The organism is Micrococcus sp. SL257, from assembly GCF_026625585.1.
GTDB lineage: Bacteria > Actinomycetota > Actinomycetes > Actinomycetales > Micrococcaceae > Micrococcus > Micrococcus luteus.
On sequence record NZ_CP113053.1, the window covers coordinates 2439333 to 2465389 of the forward strand.

26 protein-coding genes are annotated in these 26057 nt (G+C 72.6%); 12 read left to right on the top strand and 14 right to left on the bottom strand.

Annotated elements, in window-relative coordinates:
* The first annotated feature begins 45 nt into the window (after window positions 1-45).
* The 4 genes from OVA32_RS11300 to OVA32_RS11315 all read left to right on the top strand — a co-directional run bounded on the left by OVA32_RS11300 (window position 46) and on the right by OVA32_RS11315 (window position 5148).
* On the top strand, window positions 46-1263 hold the full coding sequence (locus OVA32_RS11300; RefSeq protein WP_041102988.1) for a glycosyltransferase family 4 protein: 1218 nt from the start codon (window positions 46-48) through the stop codon (window positions 1261-1263).
* A 78-nt stretch (window positions 1264-1341) separates the two neighbouring features.
* Window positions 1342-2400, top strand: a complete 1059-nt coding sequence (locus tag OVA32_RS11305; RefSeq protein ID WP_052006988.1) for an aldo/keto reductase — start codon at window positions 1342-1344, stop codon at window positions 2398-2400.
* Window positions 2401-2555: 155 nt separating this feature from the next.
* Window positions 2556-3896: an NADP-specific glutamate dehydrogenase gene (gene gdhA, locus OVA32_RS11310; RefSeq protein WP_036382024.1), complete on the top strand. Its 1341-nt coding sequence runs from the start codon at window positions 2556-2558 to the stop codon at window positions 3894-3896.
* A gap of 193 nt (window positions 3897-4089) precedes the next feature.
* The gene (locus OVA32_RS11315) at window positions 4090-5148 is read left to right on the top strand and encodes a hypothetical protein (RefSeq protein WP_020621603.1); all 1059 of its coding nucleotides are present in this window, start codon (window positions 4090-4092) and stop codon (window positions 5146-5148) included.
* Between the two features lie 141 nt (window positions 5149-5289).
* Here the strand turns inward: OVA32_RS11315 and OVA32_RS11320 are convergent, their stop codons facing one another.
* Genes OVA32_RS11320 through OVA32_RS11330 form a run of 3 tightly spaced genes read right to left on the bottom strand, consistent with a single transcriptional unit; the run spans window position 5290 to window position 7429 of the window.
* Window positions 5290-5736, bottom strand: a complete 447-nt coding sequence (locus OVA32_RS11320; protein ID WP_002853740.1) for an acyl-CoA thioesterase — start codon at window positions 5734-5736, stop codon at window positions 5290-5292.
* On the bottom strand, window positions 5733-6953 hold the full coding sequence (locus tag OVA32_RS11325; RefSeq protein ID WP_134377451.1) for an App1 family protein: 1221 nt from the start codon (window positions 6951-6953) through the stop codon (window positions 5733-5735). Before OVA32_RS11325 ends, OVA32_RS11320 begins: the two co-directional genes overlap by 4 nt.
* A gap of 29 nt (window positions 6954-6982) precedes the next feature.
* A complete protein-coding gene (locus OVA32_RS11330; RefSeq protein ID WP_134377452.1) occupies window positions 6983-7429 on the bottom strand; it encodes a DUF6508 domain-containing protein in 447 nt (148 codons plus the stop codon).
* An 82-nt stretch (window positions 7430-7511) separates the two neighbouring features.
* Between OVA32_RS11330 and OVA32_RS11335 the strand changes: the two genes are divergently transcribed.
* Both OVA32_RS11335 and OVA32_RS11340 read left to right on the top strand, forming a co-directional pair.
* Entirely contained in the window at window positions 7512-8417 is a 906-nt protein-coding gene (locus OVA32_RS11335; RefSeq protein ID WP_134377453.1) for an inositol monophosphatase family protein, read from the top strand.
* Window positions 8418-8484: 67 nt separating this feature from the next.
* Window positions 8485-9009 carry a pyridoxamine 5'-phosphate oxidase family protein gene (locus OVA32_RS11340; protein WP_020621599.1) on the top strand — a complete coding sequence of 175 codons (525 nt, stop codon included), beginning with the start codon at window positions 8485-8487 and terminating at the stop codon, window positions 9007-9009.
* 55 nt (window positions 9010-9064) lie between these two features.
* Here OVA32_RS11340 and OVA32_RS11345 read toward each other — a convergent pair whose 3' ends face one another.
* From OVA32_RS11345 to OVA32_RS11370, 6 genes are all read right to left on the bottom strand, one after another.
* On the bottom strand, window positions 9065-10099 hold the full coding sequence (locus OVA32_RS11345) for a 3,4-dioxygenase subunit beta (RefSeq protein WP_134377469.1): 1035 nt from the start codon (window positions 10097-10099) through the stop codon (window positions 9065-9067).
* 275 nt (window positions 10100-10374) lie between these two features.
* Window positions 10375-12093 carry a thiamine pyrophosphate-binding protein gene (locus OVA32_RS11350; RefSeq protein ID WP_144879206.1) on the bottom strand — a complete coding sequence of 573 codons (1719 nt, stop codon included), beginning with the start codon at window positions 12091-12093 and terminating at the stop codon, window positions 10375-10377.
* Window positions 12090-13106, bottom strand: a complete 1017-nt coding sequence (gene speB / locus OVA32_RS11355) for an agmatinase (RefSeq protein WP_061866960.1) — start codon at window positions 13104-13106, stop codon at window positions 12090-12092. Before speB ends, OVA32_RS11350 begins: the two co-directional genes overlap by 4 nt.
* A 76-nt stretch (window positions 13107-13182) precedes the next feature.
* Complete coding sequence (locus OVA32_RS11360) at window positions 13183-13752, bottom strand: XRE family transcriptional regulator (RefSeq protein WP_061866961.1); 570 nt, start codon at window positions 13750-13752, stop codon at window positions 13183-13185.
* Window positions 13749-14465 carry a cyclase family protein gene (locus tag OVA32_RS11365; RefSeq protein ID WP_256748563.1) on the bottom strand — a complete coding sequence of 239 codons (717 nt, stop codon included), beginning with the start codon at window positions 14463-14465 and terminating at the stop codon, window positions 13749-13751. The genes OVA32_RS11360 and OVA32_RS11365 overlap by 4 nt, the downstream gene beginning before the upstream one ends.
* Window positions 14455-15795: a purine-cytosine permease family protein gene (locus tag OVA32_RS11370; protein WP_060973602.1), complete on the bottom strand. Its 1341-nt coding sequence runs from the start codon at window positions 15793-15795 to the stop codon at window positions 14455-14457. The genes OVA32_RS11365 and OVA32_RS11370 overlap by 11 nt, the downstream gene beginning before the upstream one ends.
* Before the next feature lie 184 nt (window positions 15796-15979).
* Between OVA32_RS11370 and OVA32_RS11375 the strand changes: the two genes are divergently transcribed.
* Together OVA32_RS11375 and OVA32_RS11380 are read left to right on the top strand one after the other, a co-directional pair.
* On the top strand, window positions 15980-17488 hold the full coding sequence (locus tag OVA32_RS11375) for a sodium:solute symporter (protein WP_134377456.1): 1509 nt from the start codon (window positions 15980-15982) through the stop codon (window positions 17486-17488).
* Between the two features lie 196 nt (window positions 17489-17684).
* Window positions 17685-18878: an alcohol dehydrogenase catalytic domain-containing protein gene (locus tag OVA32_RS11380; protein ID WP_134377457.1), complete on the top strand. Its 1194-nt coding sequence runs from the start codon at window positions 17685-17687 to the stop codon at window positions 18876-18878.
* Between the two features lie 75 nt (window positions 18879-18953).
* Here OVA32_RS11380 and OVA32_RS11385 read toward each other — a convergent pair whose 3' ends face one another.
* Both OVA32_RS11385 and OVA32_RS11390 read right to left on the bottom strand, forming a co-directional pair.
* Window positions 18954-19277 carry a DUF202 domain-containing protein gene (locus OVA32_RS11385; protein ID WP_134377458.1) on the bottom strand — a complete coding sequence of 108 codons (324 nt, stop codon included), beginning with the start codon at window positions 19275-19277 and terminating at the stop codon, window positions 18954-18956.
* Window positions 19278-19281: 4 nt separating this feature from the next.
* Complete coding sequence (locus tag OVA32_RS11390) at window positions 19282-19701, bottom strand: YidH family protein (protein ID WP_036317007.1); 420 nt, start codon at window positions 19699-19701, stop codon at window positions 19282-19284.
* Window positions 19702-19806: 105 nt separating this feature from the next.
* Here OVA32_RS11390 and OVA32_RS11395 point away from each other — a divergent pair, with 105 nt between their 5' ends.
* Window positions 19807-20937 (top strand): VIT1/CCC1 transporter family protein, encoded by a 1131-nt coding sequence (locus tag OVA32_RS11395; RefSeq protein WP_049147151.1) that lies wholly within the window; start codon window positions 19807-19809, stop codon window positions 20935-20937.
* A gap of 179 nt (window positions 20938-21116) precedes the next feature.
* Here OVA32_RS11395 and OVA32_RS11400 read toward each other — a convergent pair whose 3' ends face one another.
* Window positions 21117-21824, bottom strand: a complete 708-nt coding sequence (locus OVA32_RS11400) for an ABC transporter permease (RefSeq protein ID WP_060973830.1) — start codon at window positions 21822-21824, stop codon at window positions 21117-21119.
* A gap of 46 nt (window positions 21825-21870) precedes the next feature.
* Complete coding sequence (locus OVA32_RS11405; RefSeq protein ID WP_060973829.1) at window positions 21871-22791, bottom strand: ABC transporter ATP-binding protein; 921 nt, start codon at window positions 22789-22791, stop codon at window positions 21871-21873.
* 211 nt (window positions 22792-23002) lie between these two features.
* Between OVA32_RS11405 and OVA32_RS11410 the strand changes: the two genes are divergently transcribed.
* Genes OVA32_RS11410 through OVA32_RS11420 form a run of 3 tightly spaced genes read left to right on the top strand, consistent with a single transcriptional unit; the run spans window position 23003 to window position 25006 of the window.
* Entirely contained in the window at window positions 23003-23251 is a 249-nt protein-coding gene (locus OVA32_RS11410) for a hypothetical protein (protein WP_060973828.1), read from the top strand.
* Window positions 23252-23291: 40 nt separating this feature from the next.
* Window positions 23292-24401, top strand: coding sequence for a sensor histidine kinase (locus OVA32_RS11415; RefSeq protein WP_060973827.1), 1110 nt, complete (start codon window positions 23292-23294; stop codon window positions 24399-24401).
* The gene (locus tag OVA32_RS11420) at window positions 24371-25006 is read left to right on the top strand and encodes a response regulator transcription factor (RefSeq protein WP_060973826.1); all 636 of its coding nucleotides are present in this window, start codon (window positions 24371-24373) and stop codon (window positions 25004-25006) included. The genes OVA32_RS11415 and OVA32_RS11420 overlap by 31 nt, the downstream gene beginning before the upstream one ends.
* A 118-nt stretch (window positions 25007-25124) precedes the next feature.
* Here the strand turns inward: OVA32_RS11420 and sucD are convergent, their stop codons facing one another.
* Complete coding sequence (sucD, locus tag OVA32_RS11425; protein WP_061867723.1) at window positions 25125-26045, bottom strand: succinate--CoA ligase subunit alpha; 921 nt, start codon at window positions 26043-26045, stop codon at window positions 25125-25127.
* Window positions 26046-26057 lie beyond the last annotated feature (12 nt).

Genomic DNA, 26057 nt, shown 5'->3' on the forward strand with positions numbered 1-26057 from the left:
CGGCGGGTGTCCCGGCCGTGGTCCGGGGTCCTTAGCGTCGGCCACGTGCGTGTCGTCGTGGTCGCCGAATCGTTCCTGCCCCATATGAACGGGGTCACCCACTCCATCCTCCAGGTGCTGCGCCACCTGCGGGAGCGGGGCGACGAGGCGATGGTGGTCGCCCCGGCTGCCTCGTGGTCCGCCGGGTGGACCCAACGCGCGGGCGCCGGTGAGGCCCCCCGCGAGGTCGAGGGCTTCCCCGTGCGCACCCTGCCCTCCGTGCCCCTGAGCGGGTACGCCTCCGTGCGGGTGGCCGCCGGCACGGTGGGCCGGCTGCGCGGCATGCTCGCCGACTTCGCCCCGGACGTGGTGCACATCGCCTCCCCCTTCGTGCTGGGCTGGCGCGCGGTGCAGGCGGCCGAGGAGCTCGGCATCCCCTCCGTGGCCGTCTACCAGACCGAGGTCCCCGGCTACGCGGCCCGGTACGGCGCCCCGTGGCTGGAGGACGTCCTGTGGAGCCACGTGGCGCGCCTGCACAACATGGCCACGCTGACGCTCGCGCCGTCGTCGTTCACCGTCCGGCAGCTGCACCGCCAGGGGGTGCGACGCGTGCACCTGTGGGGCCGCGGCGTCGACTCCCGCCGATTCCATCCCGCCAAGCGGGACGAGGCGCTGCGCGCCGAGCTCGCCCCGAACGGCGAGAAGCTCGTGGGCTTCGTGGGGCGGCTGGCGCACGAGAAGCAGGTCGGGGACCTGCGGGTGCTCTCGGACCTGCCGGGCACCCGCCTCGTGGTCATCGGCTCCGGGCCGCTGCGCGAACAGCTCGAGCGGGAGCTGCCCGGCGCGCACTTCGCCGGCTTCCAGGGGGGCGAGGACCTCGCGCGCCACGTGGCCAGCCTGGACCTGTTCGTGCACCCCGGCGAGTCCGACACCTTCGGCCAGACGCTGCAGGAGGCGATGGCCTCGGGCGTGCCCGTCGTCGCCGTCGGCCGCGGCGGCCCCCTCGACATCGTGGACGCCTCCCGCACCGGCTGGCTCTACCCGCCCGGCGAGCTGGACGAGCTGCGCCGCCACGTCGCGGACCTCGTGTACGACGACGTCAAGCGGGCCGCGTTCGCCGACGCGGCGTGGGCGTCGGTGCAGGGCCGGACCTGGCCGGTGCTGTGCGAGCAGCTCGTGGGCTACTACGAGAAGGCGATCGCGGTGCAGGAGCGCCGCCGCGTGGAGCTGGCCCGCCGGCTGCTGACGGCGCCGTCGCTGCTGGCCGCGCGCGTGTTCGGCTGAACCCCGGGACGGACGACGGGCCGGACGCCGGACGGGCGCCCGGGTGTCGTGTCCGGAGTCGTGGCTAGGGTGGCGGGCATGGACGCCACCCCGCATGCCCGCCCCGCCGAGCCTGGCCCCCTGCCCGATCCCGCCGAGCCCCGCCGCCTCGCCGGCAAGGACGTGCACCCCGTCGGCCTCGGATGCATGAACATCGTGCACGGCTACTCCGGATTCCTCGACGACGACGCCGCCGTCGACCTGCTCACCCGCGTGCTGGACGACGGCACCGACCACCTGGACACCGCCACCCTCTACGGCGGCGGCCGCAGTGAGGAGCTCGTGGGGCGCGCGCTCGCCCGGGCGGGGTCGGGCGTCCGCGAGCGCGTGCTGCTCGCCTCCAAGGGCGGGCTCGTGCGGGACGGGCAGCGACGGATCGACGGCCGCCCGGAGACACTGCGCGCGCACGTGGACGCCTCACTGCGCCGGCTCGGCCAGGACCGGATCGACCTGTACTACCTGCACCGGCTGGACCCGGAGGTCCCCGTCGAGGAGTCCGTGGGAGCGCTCGCGGAGGCCGTCACGGACGGCAAGATCGGGGCGATCGGCCTGTCCGAGGTCTCGGCCGTCACCCTGACCCGGGCCGTGGCCGTCCACCCGATCGCGGCCGTGCAGTCCGAGTACTCCCTCGCCACCCGCAACCCCGAAGGGGGCGTGCTCGAGGCGTGCCGCCGCCACGGGACCGCCTTCGTGGCCTTCTCCCCCGTCAGCCGCGGCCTGCTCACGGACGCGCCGCCGCGGCTGGACCGGCTGGACGCGGGAGATCTGCGGCACCGGCTGCCCCGCTTCGCCGAGGGCCACTACGAGGCCAACCTGACGCTGCGCGAGGCGCTCTCGGCCGAGGCCGTCCGGCTCGGGACGAGCACGGCGGGGCTCGCCGTCGCCTGGGTCCTGGCCCAGGGCGAGGACGTCCTGGCGATCCCGGGCACCACCTCGTGGGAGCACTGGCTCGAGGACCGGGACGCGCACGAGGTGCGGCTGACCCCGGCCGACGTCGCCCGGCTGGACGACCTCGTCAACGACGCGACCGTGGCGGGGCCGCGCTACAGCGAGAGCCAGCAGGCCAGCATCGACACCGAGGCGGCGCCGCCGCGCTGAGCCGAACGTGGGGCCCGGGGTGGCCCGCGTCTCATTTCGGTAACAGAGCGCGCTCCCTGTCAGGATGGGCGTCAGGCACCGCGGCCTCCTCCGACCGCGGCGCGCCACGGGGGGCACCGCGGGGCGTCTCTACCCCGACGTCCGAGGAGGACACCATGAATGAGTCTCTGGAGACCCTGCGCGACGAAGTGTTCGCGCGCAACCCCGGCGAGGCCGAGTTCCACCAGGCGGTGTCCGAGGTGTTCGAGGCGCTGGGACCGGTGATGCAGCGCCACCCCCAGTACGTCGAGGCCGGGGTCATGCACCGCCTCTGCGAGCCGGAGCGCCAGATCATCTTCCGCGTCCCGTGGATCGACGACGCCGGCGTCGTGCAGGTCAACCGCGGGTTCCGCGTGGAGTTCAACTCGGCGCTCGGCCCGTACAAGGGCGGGCTGCGCTTCCACCCCTCCGTGTACCTCGGGATCGTCAAGTTCCTGGGCTTCGAGCAGATCTTCAAGAACTCGCTCACCGGCATGCCGATCGGCGGCGGCAAGGGCGGCTCGGACTTCGACCCCGCCGGCAAGTCCGACCGCGAGATCATGCGGTTCTGCCAGTCCTTCATGACGGAGCTGCATCGCCACATCGGTGAGCACACGGACGTGCCGGCCGGTGACATCGGCGTGGGCGCCCGCGAGATCGGCTACATGTTCGGCCAGTACAAGCGACTGACCAACCGCTTCGAGGCCGGCGCCCTCACCGGCAAGGGCCTGACGTGGGGCGGCTCGCTGGTCCGCACTGAGGCCACCGGCTACGGCGCCGTGATGTTCGTCGACTCCATGCTGCGCACGCGCGGCGAATCCATGGACGGTCAGCAGGTGCTGATCTCCGGCTCCGGCAACGTGGCCATCTACGCCGCGGAGAAGGCCGCCGCGCTCGGGGCCACCGTGCTCACCGCGTCCGACTCCTCGGGCTACATCGTGGACCCGGACGGCCTCGACCTGGACCTGCTCAAGCAGATCAAGGAGGTCGAGCGTGCCCGCATCTCCGAGTACGCCGAGCGCCGCGGCGGGCGGTCCCGCTACGTGACCGGCGGCAGCGTCTGGGACGTCGAGGGCACCGTGGCCCTGCCGTGTGCCACCCAGAACGAGCTCGACGAGTCCGCCGCGCGGACCCTGCTGAAGAACGGGGTGAAGGCCGTGGCCGAGGGCGCGAACATGCCCTGCACCGAGGCGGCCGCCCACCTGTTCGTCGACTCCGGGACGCTGTTCGGCCCGGGCAAGGCCGCCAACGCGGGCGGCGTGGCGACGTCGGCGCTGGAGATGCAGCAGAACGCCTCGCGGGACTCGTGGAGCTTCGACTACACCCACGACCGGCTCGAGCAGATCATGCGCGACATCCACGACCGCTGCGTGGAGACCGCCGAGGAGTACGGCACGCCCGGCAACTACGTGGCGGGGGCGAACATCGCCGGGTTCATCAAGGTCGCCGACGCGATGATCGCCCAGGGCGTGGTCTGAGGCCCGGCCCTGTCCCTTCCGTGATCCTCCGCCGCCCTGCGACATCACCGCCGTTCTGACGCGCGGTGATGTCGCAGGGCGGCGGTCGCTCAAGGGCGCCCGGCTCCTGCACAGGCCCCCCGACGTCGGGTGCCCTCCACCGCCGGCGCGGCCGACCCGTCGCGCCCCCGACGGGCCCACGAGACTGGGCCGCATGACCCTGCTCTCCGACCACTCGCGTGCGCTGCTCCCGGGACGCGGGCCCCTGCTCAGCGCGGCGGACCCTCACGACGGGGCGGCGCGGCGCCGTCTCGAACGCGCCTGGACCCGCGGGGTCCTCGTGCGGCTCTGCCCGCGCGTCTACATCAGCGTCAGCGACTGGGCCGCGCTGCGTCCGTGGGACAGGGCGGTCGTGTCCGCCGTCGCCCTCTCGATCGCCCGCCCCGCGACGGTGTTCACGGGCCTGACCGCGGCCCGGTTGCACGGTCTGGGGCCGGCCGTCGAGCCGCCCGTGCTCGAGCTGCGCGCCCCCTCGCCCGGGCATCACGGCGCCGGTCCGCTGACCCGCCGTCCCTTCGCCCCCTCCGTGGTGGCCCACGATCGCCGGCTTCCCGTCCCGCCGCGCCGCCGACCCCGGTGGGGGCTGCCGGAGGCGGCCCCCGCCGCGCCTCAGCCGGTCGAGGCCGTCCTGTCGGACGGGCAGAGCCTGGGAACCGTCCTGGCGGATCCGCTGCCCACGGTGCTGCTGGTGCTGGGGGCGGCCACCCCGTTCCGCGACGCCGTGGCCCCGCTGGACGCGCTCGTCCGAGCCCGGCCCGAGGAGGCCGCACGCTGGGCGAGGCAGGCGGAGAGCCGACTCAAATCCGCGGCCGCCCTCCGCCGATTCGAGCGGGCCTGGCACTTCGCGGACGCGCGGGCGGAATCCGCCGGCGAGTCCTACAGCCGGGCCAGCATCCACGAGCTCGGCTTCGTCCCGCCCACGGCGCTGCAGCATCGCCACCGGGATGCGAACGGACGCGAGGTGGCCCGCACGGACTTCTGGTGGGAGCAGGTGCGGGTGTACGGGGAGTTCGACGGGCTGGGCAAGTACGACCTGTCGTTCTTCGACGGTGACGACACGGCCCGCCGCGCCAGCATCCGCCGGGAGAAGGAACGGGAGGTGGCCCTGCAGCTGGTCACCCGGGCGGGCGCGCATTGGACGTGGGGAGACCTCCTGCGGCCGGACCGGCTGGCGCGGATCCTCACCGCCGCGGGCGTCCCCCGCTCGGTCTGATCCACGGCCGTCCCACGGGCCCGGTCCCGACCTCCGCGAGCCCGAGCGTTCGACCTCCGCTCTGCGACATCACAGCCGTGCTGCACGGCGGTGATGTCGCTGGGCGGCTGCCGGGCAGTCAGCAGCCCACATCAGCCTGCCTCAGCCGGCCAGGGCCGCCCGCTGCTCGGGGCTGATGCGCACGGGGCGGCCCGTCTGCCCGTCGACGAACACCATGACGGACGTCGCGGTGGCGCAGAGGGTGTCGTCGACGCCGTCGTGCAGGGCGTAGCCCACGTGCACCGAGGCGGCCTTCACGGCGTCCACGCTCACCACCACGCGCAGTGGCACGGGGCGGTAGGGCATCTGGGCCCGGTACTTCACGGTGTGCTCGGAGATGAACGTCCGCACACCGGGGGCCACCCCCTCGAGCAGGTCGATCGGCGGGGCCTGCCCGCCGCCGGCGCCGGTGTTCGCGGGCACGCCGAAGGCCGCCACGCGGGCCTCCTCCAGCAGCTGCACCACGGCGATGTTGTTCACGTGGCCGTAGGCGTCCATGTCCGCCCAGCGCAGCGGGATGCGGACCTCGACGGAGCGCGAGGCGGTCAACGGGCGGCCTCCTCGTCCGCGGACCGGCCGTCGCGCTGCGCCGCGGCGTCGAGGGTCGCCGGCGCCTCGTCGTCGCCGAGGATGTCCTCGCGCCAGGCCTCGGGCTGCACGTCCACGAACTCGACGGGCAGGATGCCCAGGTCCTCGAGCTGATTGGACAGCGTGGCCCCGTCCGGGCCGTAGCACCACGGGATGCCCGGGGTGGAATGGCGGGTGTCCTCCGCCCGACCGCCCGCGAGCAGCGCCTGCGAGGGGGTCAGCTGCCGGATGACGATCGCCTTGACCCGGTCGGGGTGGCGCTGCGCGAACTCGGCGTAGATCTCGGGGTCGTGCTGGCCGTCGTCGCCCACCAGGATCCACTGGATGTCCGGGAACTGCTCGGCGAGGCGCTCGAGCTGGACCCTCTTGTGCTCCTGGCCGGAACGGAACCAGCGGTCCTTCGTGGGCCCCCAGCTGGTCAGCAGCAGGGCGCCGAGCGGGTAGAGGTTGCGGCCCAGGAAGCGGGTGAGGGTCTGCGCCACGTTCCACGCGCCCGTGGACAGGTACAGCACGGGGGCCTTCGGCTCGAGCTCGGCGATCCGGCGCAGCAGCACGGCGATCCCCGGGGTGGGCGTGCGGGCGTGCTCGTCGATCACGAACGAGTTCCAGGCCGCCAGCAGGGGGCGGGGCAGCGAGGTGACCACCACCGTGTCGTCGATGTCCGAGACCAGGCCGACCCGCGCACCCGGCTCGCAGATGTACAGGTCCATGACGGCGCGCTCCTCCTGGCCGCCGACATGGAGGGTGGCGGTCTGCCAGCCGGGCTCCAGCTCGACGTCCAGCACGACGTCGACGACGCCCATCCGGTCCGTGCGCACCGTGGTCCGCAGGTCCCCCACCTGCACCTCCACCTCGGCATAGGCCATGGGTGGGGCCACGAAGTTGCGCCAGCCGCGCACGCCGTCCGCCACCACCTTCGACAGCCGACGGCCGTTCATGAACTCCTCGTCGGGGGCGATCACCACGCGGGAGAGGAGCCGCACCCAGCTGGTGCTGCCGTAGCCCGTGAACGCCATGACCGTCGGCACGTTGCCGGCACGCAGCGCACGGGCGCGGTGCCAGCGGTTCCATCCCTCCTGCAGGTGCGTGGCGACGTTCTCCACGGGAGTGGGGTCACCGGAAGGGACCAGGCGGCCGCGCCGGGGCGCGGGCGTGGGTGCGTCGGAGGCTGCGGGCATGCGTCCAGTATTCCGCACCGCGCGCGCTCTCAGCGGATCTCGGGGACCAGCGCGGTCAGGCGGTCCAGCATGCGGCCGACCTTGCCGTTCTCGATCGCGGCGGCCACGTGCCCGTCCGTGAACCGCTCGCCGCGCACCAGGTAGGTGAACAGCGTGCCGAGGTCGGCCAGGGACGCCTCGGCGATGCCGGCCTCGCTCACCCGGTCCACGTTCCGCAGGTAGTCGACGTCGATGCCCGCCAGCTCCTGCGCGGCCACGAGGCCGGGGAACACGCGGTTGTCGTAGTCCGGGTAGACGCCGCCGAGGGTGCCGGGCGCGGGGGCGCCGTAGGAGGCGATCGGCCGGGCCTCGGTGCCGTAGCCGGCGGCGAGCAGCTCGCGCAGCGCACGCACGGCGGCCACGCGCTGGGGCGTGGGGGTCTGCGGGCCGGTGAGGGTGGCGTCGTCGTCGGGGGTCGGGAGGGGGTGCTCGGTCATGGCGGCTCCTCTGCTCGGGGGGGTCGGCCCCATTGTCTCGCGTGCGGTCCGGCGTGTCCGGACCCCCGCCTAGGCTCGGGGCATGAGCCCAGCCCTGCCCCGCCCCGCCGAGCTCCGCGCGATCGCCCTCGACGCCGCCCGCGCGGTCGTCGGCGACCTCGCCGCCGCCTTCCGCTCCCCCACCGCCATCGGGCCCGAGGCCAAGACCACGCACCACGACCTCGTCACCGTGCACGACCGACACACCGAGGCCCGGCTCGTCGCCGCGCTCACGACGGCGGTCCCCGGCTCCGGCGTGCTCGGCGAGGAGCTCGGGGCGCAGGCCGGCACCGGTGAGGCCGCCCGGCTGACCTGGATCGTCGACCCCATCGACGGCACCTCCAACTTCACACACGGCTTCGCGATGTTCTCGGTGTCCCTGGCCGCCGAGGTCGACGGCGAGGTGGTGGCCGGCGTCGTGCTGGACCCCGTGGGCGGGCTGGCGTTCTCCGCCGACGGGGACGGCGCCTACCTCACCCGCGGCGACGGGCCGGAGCGTCCGCTGGCCGAGGTCGGCCGGCCGGCGCCGGCCGGCGGCGAGCGCGCCCAGAACCTCGTGACCTCCTATCCGGCGGGCGAGGCGCTCGCGCGCGAGGGCGAGGACGCGCTGCGCCGCTTCGGGCGGCTCGTGACCGCCCACGCGACCGTGCGCCGCACCGTCTCCGGCGCCCTCGAGCTCGCCCACACGGCGGCGGGCTGGGCCGACGCCGCGCTGTACGTGGACACCAAGCCCTGGGACGTCGCGGCGGGGCAGCTGATCCTGCGCCGCGCCGGGGGCAGGTGGCTCACGCCGGACCCGGCCGCGCCGTCGTCGGGCCGGCTCGTCGACGACGGCCCGCGCGCCCACACGTGCCCGTTCGCGCTCGCCGTCGCCCCGGGCCGCGAGGCGCCGACGACGGCGGCGGTGCTGGGTGACATCGTCGCCTCGCGGGCGACCGACCATGTATAGAGTGGATGTGAGCCCGATCTCAGCGCCGCGCCCGACGGCGCCCGTCCCGGCATGCCAGGAGGCCCCGATGACCCAGCAGCACCATGACACCGACGACGCCCCGTCGATGCAGCGCCCCGATCCGGTCGCGGAGCCCGGGGACCACCTGATGTTCGAGCACCCGGACGGCGAGGCCGTCCTGGTGCTGGACGAGGACCAGGTCTGGCGACTGCTGGGCCGCGTGGGCCACGCGCGCCTCGGGCTGGCCGTGGACGGGCGGCCGGACATCGTGCCGGTGAACGTGCGGGCCCACGACGGCGCCATCTACTTCCGCACCGCGCCCGGCTCGAAGCTCGCCGAGCTCACGGTGAACCCGCGCGTCGTGGTGCAGGCCGACGGGATCCTGGCCGACCAGGCCTGGTCCGTGCTCGTGCACGGCACCGCGCGCCGCCTGGACACGGAGGCGGAGATCGCGGAGGCCGAGTCCCTCGGCATCGAACCGTGGGTGCCGACGCTCAAGGACTTCTACGTCCGCGTGGACGTCCAGCGCGTGTCCGGCCGCCACTTCGTGTTCGGCCCGCACCCCGAGCGCAACGAGTCCCAGACCGACTGAGCCGCCGGCAGGACGCGTGGGCTGAGCCGGACGGCTCAGCCCACGTCCGCCGGGCTCAGGGCTGCGCCGGGGGCTGGCCGCCCTCGCCGCCCGCCGGGGGCTGGCCACCGCCGGGCCCGCCCATCCCGCCCTGCTCCTGCTCAGTGGTGGTGTCGATCGGGACGTCGATGGTGATGGCGAAGCCCTTCTCCACGGAGCCCGTGATCTGCGGCAGCTGCGTCTCGTAGCCGTCCGAGAAGACGTTGTCCGTCTCGAGGCTGACGTCGGCGAAGTTCTCCGTGGACCCGTCGTAGGCCGAGGTGGCGTAGACCTGCGCGGACTGCTCCTCGGGCATGGCGATCTGGGAGGTGAGGACGTTGTTCGTCGAGTCCGTGATGGACGCCTTGTCCGGGAACACCTCGAAGTGCAGGTGGGGCCACCGGCCGTCGTAGCAGCCGGGCCACACCGTGGTGAAGGTGACCGTGCCGTCGTCGCCCACCACCTGGACGCCGCGCAGGTAGGTCTCCTCCGTGATGCCGTCCGAGTACATCGAGTAGCGGCCCTGCGCGTCGGCGTGCCAGAGGTACACGGCGGCGCCGGTCATGGCGGCGTCGCCGTTGGCCATGTCGATCACGTTCATCGTCACCCTCAGCGGGACGCCCTCGGCGGCGGTGCCCGTGTCGATGCTCGTGGTCAGGTCGGAACGTTCGATGCCGGACGCGTCGAGCACGTCCGGGCCGTTGGAGCCGCCGCCCGGGTACGGGCGTGCGTTCTCGGTGACCATCTCGGTCAGGGTGGCGGACGGCGAGGCGCTCGCCGCCGACGAGGAGGAGGCCGCGGGTGACGAGGAGCCGGCGCTCGCCGACGTCGAGCCGGAGGAGGACGAGGCGCCCTCCTGGACACCGCACGCGGCGAGGACGAGGGCTCCCGCCCCCGCGCCGAAGATGCCCAGCGCGTTGCGGCGGGAGACGAGCGTGCCGACGTCGAAGGCGGCGCCCTGGTCCTCGACGTCCTCGGCCGGGCGGTGGAAGGCCCGGCCCTCGAAGGTGGGCGTGACGGCGGGGGCCTCGCCTCCCTCGGAGACCTGGGGGAAGGGACGGCGGGAGCGGATCGAGAGCCAGGGGCCATGGAGTTCCTCTCGTGGGGCGCCCGCCGGGTGGCGGACCGCGTCGAGAGGCCAGCATGGCAACGGATGCCGGACGTTTTCGTGAGATCGGCGGGATGGTTCCAGGACATCTCCTGGGCGGTTTCTGACACGGGCGGGACCGCCGGCGCCTCGGTCGACGCCTCAACTACCTGCCGGTCCAGCTCCGTTGCTGAAACATGCACCTGGAAAGGTGGCGCACACTCTCAGGGTCGAGTCAGCGATTCCGGCGCCGGGCCGCCTCAGACCTCCGGGGCCTCCCCCAGGTGGCTCGGCGCCCACATCGCCAGGCGGGTCTGCACCACGACGACGTTCGGCCCGTCCGCCTGGAACGAGCGCTCGAGCGCGCCGCGCACGTCCCCCACTCCCACCGTCTCGGCGGGCACGCCGAAGGAGGCGGCGAGGGCCTGGAAGTCCGGCCGGTCGAGCTCGGTGGCCGTGGCCTTGCCGAACGCGCCCTCCATGTACTCGCGCAGGATGCCGTACCCGCCGTCGTCGATGATCAGCCACGTCACCGCCGCGCCGTGCTGCCGGGCGGCCGCGAGCTCGGCGATGGAGTACATCGCCGAGCCGTCGCCGGCGACGGCGAGCACGCGCCCGTCGATCCCGGTGCGTCCCTGGTGGGCCAGGCCCACCGCGCCGCCGAACGCGGCCGGGAACCCGTAGCCGAGCCCCCCGGCGCCCTGCGCCGAGTGGAACTCGCCGTCCTGCGCGTCCCAGCAGTTCCACGCCCAGTAGGCGGCGATGGTCATGTCCCAGTACGTCTGCATGGTCGACGGGACGGCGGCGCGGATGTCCGCCAGGAGCCGGCGCTCCACGCCGAGGTCCTGGGCGTCGAGCCGGGCGGTGATGCGCGCGTTGACGTCGGCGACCACCTCGGCCGGGGTGCGGCCGTGCCAGACGGCGGCGTCCTGCGCCACCGAGCCCGACTCGCGCAGCGCCGCGGCGAGGGCGTCGAGCGCCTGGCCGGCGTCGGCGCGCACACCCAGCGTGGGGTGGTTGGTCTCCAGCACGCGCGGCTCCGCGTCCACCTGGATGAGGCGGCCGCGCGGCTCGAGCGTGAAGTAGTTCGAGGTGACCTCGCCGAGCGAGGAGCCCACCACGAGCAGCACCTCCGCGTCCTCGAGCAGGTCCGTGACGAGGCGGTCCTCCACCCAGCCGCCGAGGCTGAGCGGGTGCTCCCACGGGAAGGCGGTGTTGCCGCCCGGCGAGCAGACCACGGGCGCCTGGAGCAGCTCCGCGACCTCCCGCAGGCTCGCCATCGCGGCCCGGCCGGAGCGGCGCACGCCGCCGCCGGCCACGATCGCCACCCGCCCGGCCCCGCGCAGCCAGCGCACGGACTCGGCCACGAGCTCGGCGCGCGGCGGGTGGTCGTAGGGCACGGCGAGGGCGTCCTCGACCGGGGGCACCATGACCTCGCCGAGCAGCACGTCCTGCGGGATCTCGACCCACACCGGCCCCTGCGGCACGGTGACGGCCTCGGCCCACGCGTCCTGGATCGCGGACGGGATGCCCGAGGCGTGGTGCACCGTGAACTGGGCCTTGGTGACGTTGCGGGCCGAGGCCTTCTGGTCGTCCAGCTGGTGCAGCATGCCCTTGCGCCGGGCACCGAGCCCGGACAGCGGGATCTGCGAGGCGATCACGAGCATCGGCACACCGGTCGCGTAGGCCTCCTGCAGGCCGGCCAGTGAGGTGAGGGCACCCGGGCCGGTGGACAGGAACAGGACGCCGACCTCACCGGTGGCCCGGGCGTACCCGTCCGCGGCGAAGGCGGCGTTGTTCTCCACGCGGTTCGAGACGAACTCCAGCGGGGAGCGGGACAGGGCGTCGAAGAGGCCGAGGGCGTGCTGGCCCGGGATGCCGAAGACCGTCCGTGCACCCAGGGCGTGGAGCGTCTCGACGGCGAGGTCGCCGCCGTTGCGCCGCGGGGCCGCCGCCGTCGTCGTCTGCTCGTCCGTCATCGGCCCGGCTCCTCACCGGCGGCCGCGCGGGTGGCGCGGCGGTCGGCCATCAGGGAGATGAGGTCGTACGCCACGTGGGAGGCGGCGACGCCGGTCAGCTCGGCGTGGTCGTAGGCCGGGGCCACCTCCACCAGGTCCGCGCCCACGATGTCCAGCCCGCGCAGGCCGCGGAGGATCTCGAGCAGCTCGCGGCTCGTGATGCCGCCGGCCTCGGGGGTGCCGGTGCCCGGCGCGTGCGCGGGGTCGAGGACGTCGATGTCCACCGAGATGTAGAGCGGCCGACCCCCGATGCGCTCGCGCAGCTGGTCCACGATCTCGTCCACGCCCTGACGGAACACGTCCGAGGAGGTGACGATGCCGAAGCCCATGCGGTGGTCGTCGTCGAGGTCCTTCTTGCCGTAGAGCGGACCGCGCGTGCCCACATGCGAGATGGCCTCGGTGTCCAGGATCCCCTCCTCCACGGCGCGGCGGAACGGCGTGCCGTGGGTGTACTCGGCGCCGAAGTAGGTGTCCCACGTGTCCAGGTGGGCGTCGAAGTGCAGCAGGGCCACGGGCTCACCCGCCCGGGCGGAGGCGGCGCGCAGCAGCGGCAGCGCGATGGTGTGGTCGCCGCCGATGGTCATGAGCGAGGAGCCGTCCTCGGTGAGGTCCATCGCGTCCTGCTGGATCGCCTCGATGGCCTCGCCGATGGTGAACGGGTTCACCGCCATGTCCCCGGCGTCCACCACCTGGGCCTGCGCGAAGGGCGAGGTGTCCGTGGCGGGGTTGTACGGGCGCAGCAGCCGCGAGGACTGCCGCACGTGGCCGGACCCGAAGCGTGCACCGGGGCGGTAGGAGACACCGGCGTCGAACGGGACGCCGACCACCTTGATCTCCGGGGCGACGCCGGCCGCGGCCGCCTCGTCCAGGCGCGGCAGCAGCGCGTAGGTGGGGGCGCCGCCGTAGCGGGGCACGAGGGCGGAGTTCACGGGGCCGAGGCGGCCGTTGTCCTCGACGCGGGGGATCTCGAGCATCTGGGATGTCCTCTCGGGGCGGTTCGGTTCGATTCGGTTCGGTCTGGTCTGTCCGGTGCGGGCGTGCCGCACGGGGTCACGCGTGGCCCACGAGGGTCCACAGCACGACGGCGGGGCGGTCGTCCGGATTGGCCCACGAGTGAGGCTCGCGGCCGGGGAGGGTGACGGTGTCCCCCTCCTCCAACAGGTGCACGGCCTCGGTGGTCCGCAGTTCGAGGCGGCCGGTGGCCACGTGCACCGCCTCCACGCGGCAGTCCACGGTGTACAGCTCCGCCTCCCCGCGGCCGTGCGGCGCGATGTCGGCGCGCAGGATCTGCAGGTCGCGACTGCCGCGCGGGGTGATCAGGCGCTCGCGGATGCCCTCGCCGCCGAGGCTGATCGCGGGGGCGTCGGCGAGGCGCACGACCGTCACCTCGGGCGCGTCCAGGACGTCGCCCGGGCTCGCGCCGAGCACCTGGCACAGGGTCACGAGCGTGCTCACGGACGGGCTCGTCAGGTCCCGCTCGAGGCGGGAGAGGAAGCCCTTGCTGACGCCGGCCGCCTCGGCCAGCTGGGCCACGGTGAGCCGCCGCGCCTCGCGCAGCGCGCGCAGCCGGCGGCCGATCAGCGCCTGGCCCGGGGTGGTCTCGAGCGGGAGGGCCTTCATCGCGTTCCTCCCGACGTCGGCCAGGCGAGGACGCGGGCCGGGGCGCCGTCGCCGCCGGCCAGGGGCAGCGGATGCACCTCGAGCCGGAGGCGGGCGGACCAGTCGGCGCGCGGCGCCGCCCCTGCGGGGCGGAGCGCGTCCAGCCCCACGAGGTTCTCGACGATGATCCCGTCGCCGCCGAGGAAGGCCGCGTGGGCAGGAAGGTCGGGCTCACCGGCGAGCCCGGTGGGATCGGGACTGAGCATGTCCACCCCCAACAGACGGATGCCACGATCCCACAGCATGGCCGCGGCCTCTCCTGTGAGGAAGGGATGACGCGCGCGGAGGAGGCCGTCGCGCCAGTGTCGATCCCAGCCCGTGGCCAGCAGGAGTCGGGCGGGCGTCTGCGCATCCGTGCCGGGCAGGAGGGGGGCCAGGCGCGCGGCGGAGATCGGCTCCCCGGGGGCGAGCCCGGCCAGACCGAGGACGAGGGTGTCCCCGCACAGCTCGTCCCAGGTCAGCCCCTCGACGGTGCGGCCGCCCGGCACGGTGTGGCACGGGGCGTCCACGTGGGTGCCGGCATGCGAGCCGATCTCGAGGGCCATGACCGCGACCCCGTCCTGGGCGACGGTGAGGGCGGGACGGATACGCACACCTGGATCGCCCGGGTACACGGGCATGCGGTCCTCCAGGGGGCGCGAGAGGAGCAGGGGGGCAACGGAGTCAGACGCCACGGCGTCCCTCGATCGACGCGCCGGCCTCCGGGCGGGCCTCCGGCCGATGACGCGGCCAGGCGAGCAGGGCGTAGAGCAGGGCGCTCAGGAGGAACACCGGGACGGTGACACCGACGGGACTGGGCCACACGTCCGTGAGCAGCCACGACGTCGCGGCACCGACGACCCACACGGCCACTGCTCGCCCGTGGACACCCCCGCGGAACCAGGCGCGCGGGCCACGGGCCACGAGCACGTCCAGGGTGGTGCGGCGGCCCTGGAGCACGTAGTCCACGAGGATCACGGCGAACACCGGCACGAAGAAGGCGCCGATCAGCGCAAGGAAATCTGTGAAGCGGGTGAGCAGGTCGAACCACATCGCACCGATGACGCTCACCGCGCCGAGCACCAGGGCGACAGGCACGAACGGAAGGGGCCGGCTCAGCGAGGCGTGGGTGACCGACGTCGCCATCCCGTAGACCACCATCGTGTTCGTGGCCATGACCGAGAGGAACATCACCACGGCCAGCGGCCAGCCGAAGGCCGCGACGAGGGTCGCCGGGTCGAAGGGGGTGGCCGCGGCGTCGCCCAGGAGCACGTGTGCGAAGGCCGTGAGGCCCAGGCTCATCGCGATGACGGTGGACAGGGTGTAGCCGATGCCAGAGCCCAGCGCGGCCGCTCGCGGGGTGCTCGCGTTCCGGGTGATGTCGGCGGAGAGGACGGTCCACGAGATGGCCGTGGCGAAGACGAGATCGAAGGCGAGGGCGGGAGTCAGCTCGACTGCGGGGTCCACCGGGATCGACGCCAGCTCGGCCGGGCCGTGGGCACGGAAGGCGGTGACGAAGATCCCGCCCATCACGGCGAGCATCACGAGGGCGAGCCAGGGTTCGATCCGCGCGATGCCCTCGTGCCCGAGGATCGCCAGGGCCACGACGACGAGCTGGCACAGGACCGCGAAGAGCATCGGCGAGGAGAATCCGGTGGCCGCGGACACCAGGGCGTCCACCGCGAGGCCGGCCAGCATGGCCTGCACCCAGGACCACCCCATCAGGACCACCACGTTGAACGTCACCGGCAACAGAGATCCGCGGTGGCCGAAGGCCGCACGGGTCAGCGCCATGGTGGGCAGACCGGTGCGGGCGCCGATGACCCCGACCCCCACCAGGACGAGGGCGCCGAGGACGGTGCCGAGCACGATGCTTGTCAAGGCGGTGGCATAGGAGACCCCGGGCTGGAAGAGGGTCCCCGTCAGAAGCGTGGTGACCACGAGGTTGGCGGCCAGCCAGATCAGGAGCATGCGGAGCGTGCTCACGGTGCCGCGGGGCGGTGTCTGGACGACATGCTCGGACACACGCGCTCCTCTCGTTCGACCCGGAGCCTGCGCCCCGTCGCCCTGGACGACATGTTGCCTGCGATGCAACATGTGTTTACCGTAGACCCAGATCGTGTGATCGGCAACACGCCGATCTCTCCTGTCCCGCCCGCGGCGCCCCCGCATCCCGGCGCCCTGGATCCCCTCGCCCCAAGGACCACCCGTGACCCTCAACCTGACCATCGTCGCCGTCTACCTGGTCGGCATGCTCGCCTTCGGCTGGTGGGGCAAGACCCGCGCCGCCAGCTCGGAGGACTACCTCGTGGCGGGCCGCCGCCTCGGGCCGGTGCTGTTCACCGGCACCATGGCCGCCGTCGTGCTCGGCGGCGCCGCCACCGTGGGCGGCGTCGGCCTGGGGTACGAGTTCGGGCTCTCCGGCGCGTGGCTCGTGGCCGCCATCGGCGTCGGCGTGCTCATCCTGTCGGTGGCGTTCGCCCCGATCCTGGCCCGCCTGAAGATCTACACCGTCTCGCAGATGCTGCGCCTGCGGTACGGCCGCGGCGGGGCCTCCCACGCCTCCTCCTTCGTGATGCTCGCCTACACGCTCATGCTCGCCGCCACCTCCACGGGCGCCTACGCGTCGATCTTCGTGGTGCTCTTCGGCTGGGACCGCTGGCTGTCCGTCCTGGTGGGCGGCGGCATCGTGCTGGCCTACTCCGTGCTCGGCGGCATGTGGTCCATCACCCTGGCCGACATGGCCCAGTTCCTCATCATGACCATCGGCCTGTTCGCCCTCATGCTCCCCCTCTCCCTGGCCAACGCCGGCGGCTGGAGCGCCATGCAGCAGCGCCTGGGCGCCGAGTTCTTCAGCTGGGACGGGATCGGCGTGCAGTCGATCGTCACCTACTTCGTGATCTACACCCTCGGCCTGCTGATCGGCCAGGACGTCTGGCAGCGCGTCTTCACGGCCCGCTCCCCGCGCGTGGCTCAGATCGGCGGCGCCACGGCGGGGCTGTACTGCATCGCCTACGGCGTCGCCGGCGCCGTGATCGGCATGGCCGCCCGCACGGTGACCGCGGACATCGCCACCACGGACGACGTGTTCGCGTGGGTCGCCCAGAACCTGCTGCCCGTCGGCGTGGGCGGCGTGGCCCTGGCGGCCGCCGTCGCGGCCATGATGTCCACCGCATCAGGGGCGATCATCGCGGCCTCGACCGTGATGCGCACCGACATCCTCCCCATCCTCCGCGGCGAGGCCGCCGCCGCCGAGGACGGCGCCACCACCGAGGACGCGGCCACGGAGACCGCGGCGGAGCTCGCCTCGAACCGCGGCTGGGTGCTGCTGCTCGGCGCCGTCGTGCTGGGGCTGGCGATCGTCGTCCCGGACGTGGTGGCGGCCCTGACCATCGCGTACGACATCCTCGTGGGCGGCCTGTTCGTCGCGATCGTCGGCGGCCTCGTGTGGAAGCGCGGCACCGGCACGGCGGCCCTGTGGTCCATGGTGGTCGGGACGGTGGGCACCCTCGGCACCATGGGCTGGCTCGAGCTGAACGCGGCCGAGCCCTTCGAGGGCGTCTTCGCGAACGAGCCAATCTACGTCGGCCTGGCCGCCTCCGCCGTCGTGTACGTCCTCCTCAGCCTGATGACCCGGCCCACCGACCCCGCGGTCCTCGAGGCCTGGCGGGTGCGCTCCCGCCACGGCGTCGACCCCGCGGTCCGAGCGCAGGTCTGACCGATGCGCCCGGGGCCTGCGGTCCTCCGATGCCCGCACGATGGTCAGGCCAGACGATGCGGCGGCGGGCGATCCTTCCTCAGGCTCCTCCCGGCCCCTAGTGTTTCCGTATAGCTCGGGACCGGGACGCCCCCTCGGGGCCGTTCCGGCTTCCATCCACCCGGGCCTCGCTGGAGACAGAAAGGCAACGGTTCCCATGACCACCAAGAATCGCGCCGTGGCATTCCACGGCATCAAGGACGTGCGCGTCGACGAGCTGGACTTCCCCAAGCTGGAGATGCCCGACGGCTCCGCCGCCCCGCACGGCGTCATCCTCAAGATCGTCGCGACCAACATCTGCGGCAGCGACCTGCACATCTACCGCGGGTCCTTCCCCGCCCCCGAGGGCATGGTGCTGGGTCACGAGATGACCGGCCAGGTGCTGGAGGTCGGCAGCGACGTCCAGTTCCTGCAGGAGGGCGACCTCGTCTCCGTGCCGTTCAACGTGGCCTGCGGCCGCTGCCGCAACTGCCGCGCCGGCCGGACCGAGATCTGTGAGACCGCCAACCCGGAGCAGGCGTGCGCCGCCTACGGCTTCAATCTGGGCGGCTTCCAGGGCGGACAGGCCGAGTACCTGTTCGTGCCGTACGCCGACTTCCAGCTGCTGCGCTTCCCGGACCAGGAGCAGGCGATGGAGAAGATCCTGGATCTGACCGTGCTCTCGGACATCCTCCCGACGGCGTTCCACGGTCTCATGGAGGCCGGCGCCAAGCCCGGCTCCACCGTCTACATCGCCGGCGCCGGCCCCGTGGGCCGGTGCGCCGCGGCCGCCGCTCGGCTGCTGGGCGCCTCGTGCATCATCGTGGGCGACCAGGACGCCTCCCGGCTGGAGCTGGTGCGCAAGCACGGCTGCGAGACCATCGACCTCTCCGCCACGGAGAACCTGCAGGACGCCGTGAACGACATCCTGGGCGAGCCGATGGTGGACTGCGCGGTGGACTGCGTCGGCTCCGAGGCCCACGGCCTGGGCTCCGCGTCCGATGAGATGCAGCCGATCGCCGCCGTGAACCAGGTCCTGGACATCACCCGTCCGGGCGGCGCCACGGGCATCATCGGCATCTACGGGCCGAACCCGATCGCGGAGACGAAGGCCGAGCAGGAGGGCACCTTCCCGGTGGACTTCGGCAAGGCCTGGATCAAGTCGCCCCACATCATCGGCGGCCAGGCGCCCATCATGCGCTACAACCGCCAGCTGATGATGTCGATCCTGTGGGACCGGATGCCGTACCTGACGGAGATGGTCAACCCGCGCGTGATCACCCTGGACGAGGCACCCCAGGCCTATGCGGAGTTCGACCAGGGGTCCCTGGAGAAGTTCGTCATCGACCCCCACGGCATGATCGCCCGCTGAGCGGTCCGCCCCCGGAGGCACGACGGCGCCCCTCACCTGCCCGCGCAGGTGAGGGGCGCCGTCGTCGTCCGCGGATCATGCCGCGTGCAGCAGCGTGGCGGTGATCCCGAGGCCCGCCAAGCCCACCACCAGGGCGACCATGCAGGCCACCGACGCCAGCGCCGGCCGGGCCCGCTCCCGCGCGATCCCGTCCGCCTGCGCCACGTAGCGCCGGCGCTGCGTGGCCAGCACCGCCGCCCCGCCGACGGCCGCCACCACCGCAGGCCCGAACGCCCACGCGCCGACGGCCGGCCACCACCTCAGGAACGTGAGGCTGAGGACGCCCAGCGCCAGGACCGTGCGGCCCCAGCTCATCACGGTGCGCTCGGGCTGCAGCCCCGGGTCGTGATGCAGACGCATCGCCTCAGCCCCGCGGCAGGACGACGGCGAGCATCAGCACCACGACGGCCAGCACGACGCCCCCCGCCAGGACCGGGACGATCAGCGGCAGCGGCAGCGGACGGCCGCGGCGCATCGCCCGCTCTACCCGGAGCCAGCGCACACCCGCGCCCAGGGCGAGCAGCGCCGCCAGGACGAGCAGCACCGTGCTCAGCACCACCCGGACCGGCGGCGCGAAGAGGGCGCCGGTGAACGCCTCCACCGCGACCCCGCCGGCCAGCAGCGCCAGCGCCGTCCGGACCCAGGCCAGGAACGTGCGCTCATTGGCGAGCGTGAACCGGGGGTCCGGCTCCACCCCGCCCGCCAGGAGGCGGTGCTGCCAGGCCGGCCGGCCGCCGTCGTGGGCGGCGGCCTCGGGGCCGTCGGGGGTCTCTGCTGCGTCCATGCGGCCATGGTAGCGACGGCGTAGACTGGCGGGTCGGGCGCGCGCCCGGCCGCCGTGGTCCGCGGCGGCGGCGCCCGTCCCCGCCCGACCATCCGATGGAGCCCCATGAGCCCCGCCCACACCGCCACTCCTGCAGCACGCCCCGAGCCGACCCGCGAGCAGGTCCGACGCTGGCGCCGCTACCTCGCCGACGAGATCGCCGAGGGCCAGATCTACCGCGACATCGCCGCCCGCAAGGACGGTGTGGAGCGCGACATCCTGCTCGGCCTCGCCGAGGCCGAGCGCCGCCATGAGCAGCACTGGCGGATTCTCCTGGGCAAGCACGCCGAGAACCCCCCACGCCCCTCCTTCCGTCGCGTCCTGCTGCGCTGGCTCGCACGGATCTTCGGCTCCGTGTTCGTGCTGGCCCTGGCCCAGCGCGCCGAGTCGGACACTCCCTACGCGGAGGACCAGGACGCCCCCGAGGGCATGGTGGCGGACGAGGCCATCCACGAGGAGGTCGTGCGCGGCCTCGCCGCCCGGGGTCGCGAGCAGCTGGCAGGCAACTTCCGTGCCGCCGTCTTCGGCATGAACGACGGGCTGGTCTCCAACCTGGCGCTCGTGATGGGCATCGGCGCGACGGGCGTGGCGCCGTCCGTCGTGCTGTTCACGGGCGTGGCCGGCCTGCTGGCGGGCGCGCTGTCCATGGCGGCCGGCGAGTACGTCTCGGTGCGGTCCCAGCGGGAGCTGCTCGAGGCATCCTCCCCCACCCAGATCACCCTCGAGGCGGCCCAGCACCTGGACCTGGACCACAACGAGCTCAAGCTCGTCTACCTGGCCCGCGGCATGACGCCCGAGGACGCCGAGCACCGCGCGCTCGAGCGCCTCGGCTATCTCACGTGCGACTGCAACCCGCGGTTCTCCGCCCGTCCCGACGGCTCCCAGGGACCCGTGGACCACTCGAACTCCTTCGCGGAGATCGGCTCGGCGTGGAGCGCCTCCCTGTCCAGCTTCGCGTTCTTCGCCTCCGGCGCGCTCATCCCGATCCTGCCGTACATCTTCGGCATGTCCGGGCCGTGGGCCCTGGGCCTGGCTGCGGCGATGGTGGGCGCGGCCCTGCTCTTCACCGGCGGTGTGGTCGGGCTGCTGTCCGGCTCCTCACCGCTGGCCCGGGGCCTGCGCCAGCTCGCGATCGGCTTCGGCGCCGCCGCCGTGACGTACGTGCTCGGCCTGCTCTTCGGCGCGAACGTGGGCTGACGCGGGGAGGGCGGTCTGGCGCCCCGGCCACGAGAAGAGGGTCCGGTCCTCTCCGTCCTCTCGGCGGCTCAGTTCCTCCAGAGCCCCGATGAGTGCACCGACAGCGGTGGGCCGGCCCGCTGTCGCAGTGTCGCTCTGCTCTGTGTCATGAGGAGCGGAAGGTGGTGACCATGCGGGCCTCAGGTACGCGGTTCCCACCGGAAGGTGCTCTTTGCCATGGCGAACGCCGCCACGACGAAGGCGAGGCTCGGCAGCAGCAGGCTGACGGCCTCGTGGAGGGCCATGCCGCTCCATCCCTCGATGATCAGCTCGGTCACCGCACCGCCGGGGAGCAGGCGTTTGACTCCGGCAAGCTCCTCCGTGCCGGTCAGACCGACCCACATGGAGGCGCCGAGGGCGACGACGAACAGGGGCAGCGTGGTCACCTGCGCGTGGTCCGGGGAGTTGGTGAGACCCGCCGTCGCGATGGCCGCGCCCACGAACATCAACTCCAGGACGACGACGGCGGCCACGACGGCCACGACCCCCACCGGAGGGGTGCCGACGACCGACAGGATCGCGACGATGACCCCGGCCTGCACCAGGTTCACCAGCGCAATCGGCAGCACGAGACCGCTCAAGATGGAGGCGTCCTTCGCCGACGTGGAGCGCAGCCGCTTGAGGAACAGGTTCTGGCGGCGGGAGGCCAGGGTGGTCGTCGCCGTGATGTAGGTGCCCATGGCGGTCACGGTGACCAGGATCAGAGCGGCCGTCACCGGGGTGCCCCCGAAGTTCTCGCGGTTGAAGATCAGGACCGCGCTGAAGGCGAGGGGGATGAACAACGACGAGGCTGCGACGAGGCGGTTGCGGACGAGCTGTGTCATCTCGCTGCGGGCGATGGCGAACATTGCGGGCTCCTCTTGTGGTGGTCGAGTCGGTCGTGAGGACGTGTGATCAGGCGTTAAGGGCGCGGAAGAGGGATTCGAGCCCCTCGGCTCCGACGTTCAGGCCCTCGAGCTCCACATCGCGGGAGCGGGACCACACCAGGAGGCGGTACAGGTCCTCCTGGAGGTTCGTGGTGGGGATGGTGACCGCGCCGCCGGGTGCGATCGTCGCGTCCTCGAACGGGACGGTGGGCTCACCACTCAGCCGGAAGCTGATGGTCGAGGGGAAGGCCGAGGTGAGCTCGGCGACTGTCCCCTGCCGATGGATGCGGCCGCTGTGCATGAGCGCGATGCGGTCGGCCCGCTCCTGGGCCTCCTCGAGGTAGTGCGTGGTGAGCAGGATCGTCGCGCCCTCGTCACGCAGCCGGTCCACGACGTGCCAGAGTGCGTCGCGTGCCTCGATGTCCAACCCCGTGGTGGGCTCGTCAAGGAAGATCAGCTCCGGTGAGCCGAAGATCGCCGTGGCGAAGTCGAGGCGGCGCTTCTCGCCGCCAGAGAGCTGCCCGGTCCGGGTGTCCCGACGCCGGCGGAGGTCCACGAGGTCCAGGACACGGTCGACGTCGTCGTCCCGCCGCGTCAGACGACCGATCAGCGCGAGGGTCTCGCGTACGGTCAGGTCCGGGGCGAACCCGCTCTCCTGGAGCATGATCCCCACCCGACGACGCAGGGTGCGGTCGCTCGGGTCCTGCCCGAGGACCCGCACGGAGCCGGCGGTCGGGGCCCGGTGACCCTCCATGACCTCGATGGTGGTGGTCTTCCCGGCACCGTTGGTGCCGAGCAGGCCGAAGAACTCCCCACGTCGGATCTCGAGATCGATCCCGTCGACGGCAGTGAAGTCCCCGTAGTCGACCCTGAGGTCGTGGATCTCGACGATCGTCTCCGTGCGAGAGTCGACGGCGGTGGGGGCGGGGAGAAGCGTCGTGTTCTGCATGTCCCCCACACAACCAACCGGAATCCGCCCCCGACAGTGAGGTCACGTCACTGCGCGGCATGACAGAGTTGGTGCGCAAGCATGACGCTGCGTCACTGGTGCGGGGCGGGCCGGTGACGGAAAGGTGGATGTCGTTCCGATCCCGCGGCACCCGCGGCGGATCGGGACCGCCGAAGAGAACCAACCATCGACCTGGACACGGGAGGCTCCCATGAAGACCATCCGGACCATCGCATTCATCCTGTTTCTCTGTGCCACCGCGTTCGGCGTCATGTTGACGCTGCACTACCTGCCCATCCCCGAGATCCTGCCCTCTGAGATCACCTCCTGGGTCCCCGCACGGGACACCGCCGACGCCACCTGGCTGATCGTCGGCATGGTGGTCGCCGTCGTCGCGACCGCTGTGGGGTTCTCGGCCAGCCACAAGGCCGTCGAGCGAGAGACGCAGGTGACCTCCTGAGGGGCACCCGATCCACGCGCTGACTGAACATGGAGTGCCCATGACCTCCGAGCACACGTCGGAGACGCGAAGGCTGCGCAGTAGGACGAGCTTCGTCCTGCTCGCAGTCTTCGGTGTTGCCGCCATCGTCGCCCTCCTGACGTCCGCTGTGGAGCCGTGGCCCCCTCTCGTCCTGGCACCCGGCCTCATCGCCGGCCTCTGGCTGCTGTCCCAGTGGCACCGGGAGGTGGCTGCTCCGACGCGTTGGGCAGTGCTCGCCCTGGGCACTCTCACCTGGGCGCTCAGCGCCCTCTGGGATCTGACTCCCCTGGGCGCCCTGGCCTTCGCCCTCGCCGGTGCGCTCGAGGTCATGTGGAGCCGACACGCCAGGGCCGTCGTGACCCTGCTGGTGCTCACTGTCGGGTCGGCGGCCGGCGCTCTCGTGTTCGTCACCGATCCCCAGGCCTTGTGGGTCTATGTCGGCATGGGCGCCCTGCTGACGGGCGTCGCGTGCGTGACCATCCCCGTTTCCCGAATCTCCTTCGACCTCATGCGCCTGCAGGACCAGCGTGCGGAGCAGGAGCGGGCAGCCTCTCTCGATGCCGAGCGGCTGCGCTTCTCCCAGGACCTCCATGACATCCAAGGCCATGCGCTGCACGTGGTGAAGCTCAAGATCGCCGTCGCCCAGCGGATGCTTTCCACGGACACCGACGCGGCCCAGCGGGAACTCGATGAGGCTCAGCAGACCCTGCGCCAGACCATGGCCGAGACCAAGGCGCTGGCACAGGACGGGCACACCTTGACCCTGCGCGGTGAGCTCGCGAACTCCGTCGCGCTGCTCGAGGCCACAGGCATCACCGTCACCACCGACGACGACGGCGGCCCGCGAGGCGAAGAGTTCGAGCATGTGGCCGGCGTCGTGATCAGGGAGGGGACCACCAACATCCTGCGTCACTCCGACGCCCGCAGGGTCGAGATCAGCCTTGCCCCCGGGCACGTGGTGATCTCCAATGACGGTGCGGCCGGTGTCTCCGCCGAGGACCACACGGGAGGGCTGGACAACCTCCGGTCCCGCCTCGCGGGGGTCGGAGGCCGCCTGGACGTCTCCTGTGTCGACGGACGGTTCACCCTCGGGGCACGATGGGAAGCGGACGAGGAGGAGTCGGTGTGAATGACATCAGGATCGTCCTGGCGGACGACGAGAAGCTCCTGCGCACAGCACTGGCCACTCTGCTGGAGATAGAGGGCGGCATCCGCGTCGAGGAGGTGGCCGCCGACGGCCATGAGGCGGTCGAGGCAGTGCGCCGCATCGATCCCGACATGCTGGTGACGGACATGGAGATGCCCGGTCTGGACGGCGTCGCAGCCGTCGCGACGCTCCGCGAGACCCACCCCGACCTCCCGGTGGTGATGCTCACCCGCCACGCCCGTCCCGGGGTGCTCCGACGGGCGCTGAAGGCTGGCGTCACCGGGTTCGTCACCAAGTCTGCGGAGCCGGGGGAAATCGCCGATGTGATCCGCAGGGTGAACAGCGGGCAACGATGGATCGATCCGGACACCACGGCCCGGGCGATCTCGGACGACTGTCCCCTCACCGACCGGGAGCTCGACGCCCTGCGTGCCACGGGCGAGGGGTACTCCGTGGCCAGGATCGCGCAGCAGCTGCACCTCGCGGAGGGCACGGTCCGCAACTACCTCTCCAGCGCCATGCAGAAGACCCAGACGTCCACGCGCCATGACGCGGCGCGGTTCGCCCGCCGCCACGAGTGGCTCTGACTCCGCGTCTCCCGTCATCTCACAGGACCTCACCACGACGACGGCCCCTCACCCTGGCGGGTGAGGGGCCGTTCGCTGTGGTCGCCGTGCCGTCAGGCCCGGCGGCCGAGGGTCGGGATCAGGCCTGGGCCTGCAGGATCTCCCGCATGAGCTGGGCGGTCTCGGACGGGGTCTTGCCGACCTTCACGCCCGCGGCCTCGAGGGCCTCCTTCTTGGCCTGCGCGGTGCCGGCGGAGCCGGAGACGATGGCGCCGGCGTGGCCCATGGTCTTGCCCTCCGGGGCGGTGAAGCCGGCCACGTAGCCGACGACCGGCTTGGTGACGTTGGCCTTGATGAACTCGGCCGCACGCTCCTCGGCGTCGCCGCCGATCTCACCGATCATCACGATGGCCTGGGTGTCCGGGTCGGCCTCGAACGCCTCGAGGGCGTCGATGTGGGTAGTGCCTATGACCGGGTCGCCGCCGATGCCGATGGCGGTGGAGAAGCCGAAGTCACGCAGCTCGTACATCATCTGGTAGGTCAGCGTGCCGGACTTGGACACGAGGCCGATGGGGCCGGAGCCGGTGATGGTGGCCGGGGTGATGCCGGCCAGGGCCTCGCCCGGGGTGATGATGCCGGGGCAGTTCGGGCCGATGATGCGGGTCTTCGGCTTCCCGTCCTCGCCGGTCTTCGACTGCGACAGGGCGAAGAACTCGGCGGAGTCCTGCACCGGGATGCCCTCCGTGATGACCACGAGCAGCGGGATCTCGGCCTCGATGGCCTCGATCGCGGCGTCCTTGGCGAAGGCCGGCGGCACGAAGGCCACGGACACGTCCGCGCCGGTCTTCTCCATGGCCTCCTTGACGGTGCCGAAGACGGGCAGCTCGACGGCGTTGCCGTCCTTGTCCTCGTGGGACACGGTGGTGCCGGCCTTGCGGGCGTTCACGCCGCCCACGATGTTCGTGCCGGCCTTGAGCATGAGGCGGGTGTGCTTGGTGCCCTCGCCGCCGGTGATGCCCTGGACGATGACCTTGGAGTCCTTGTTCAGGTAGATCGACATAGCTGTTTCCTC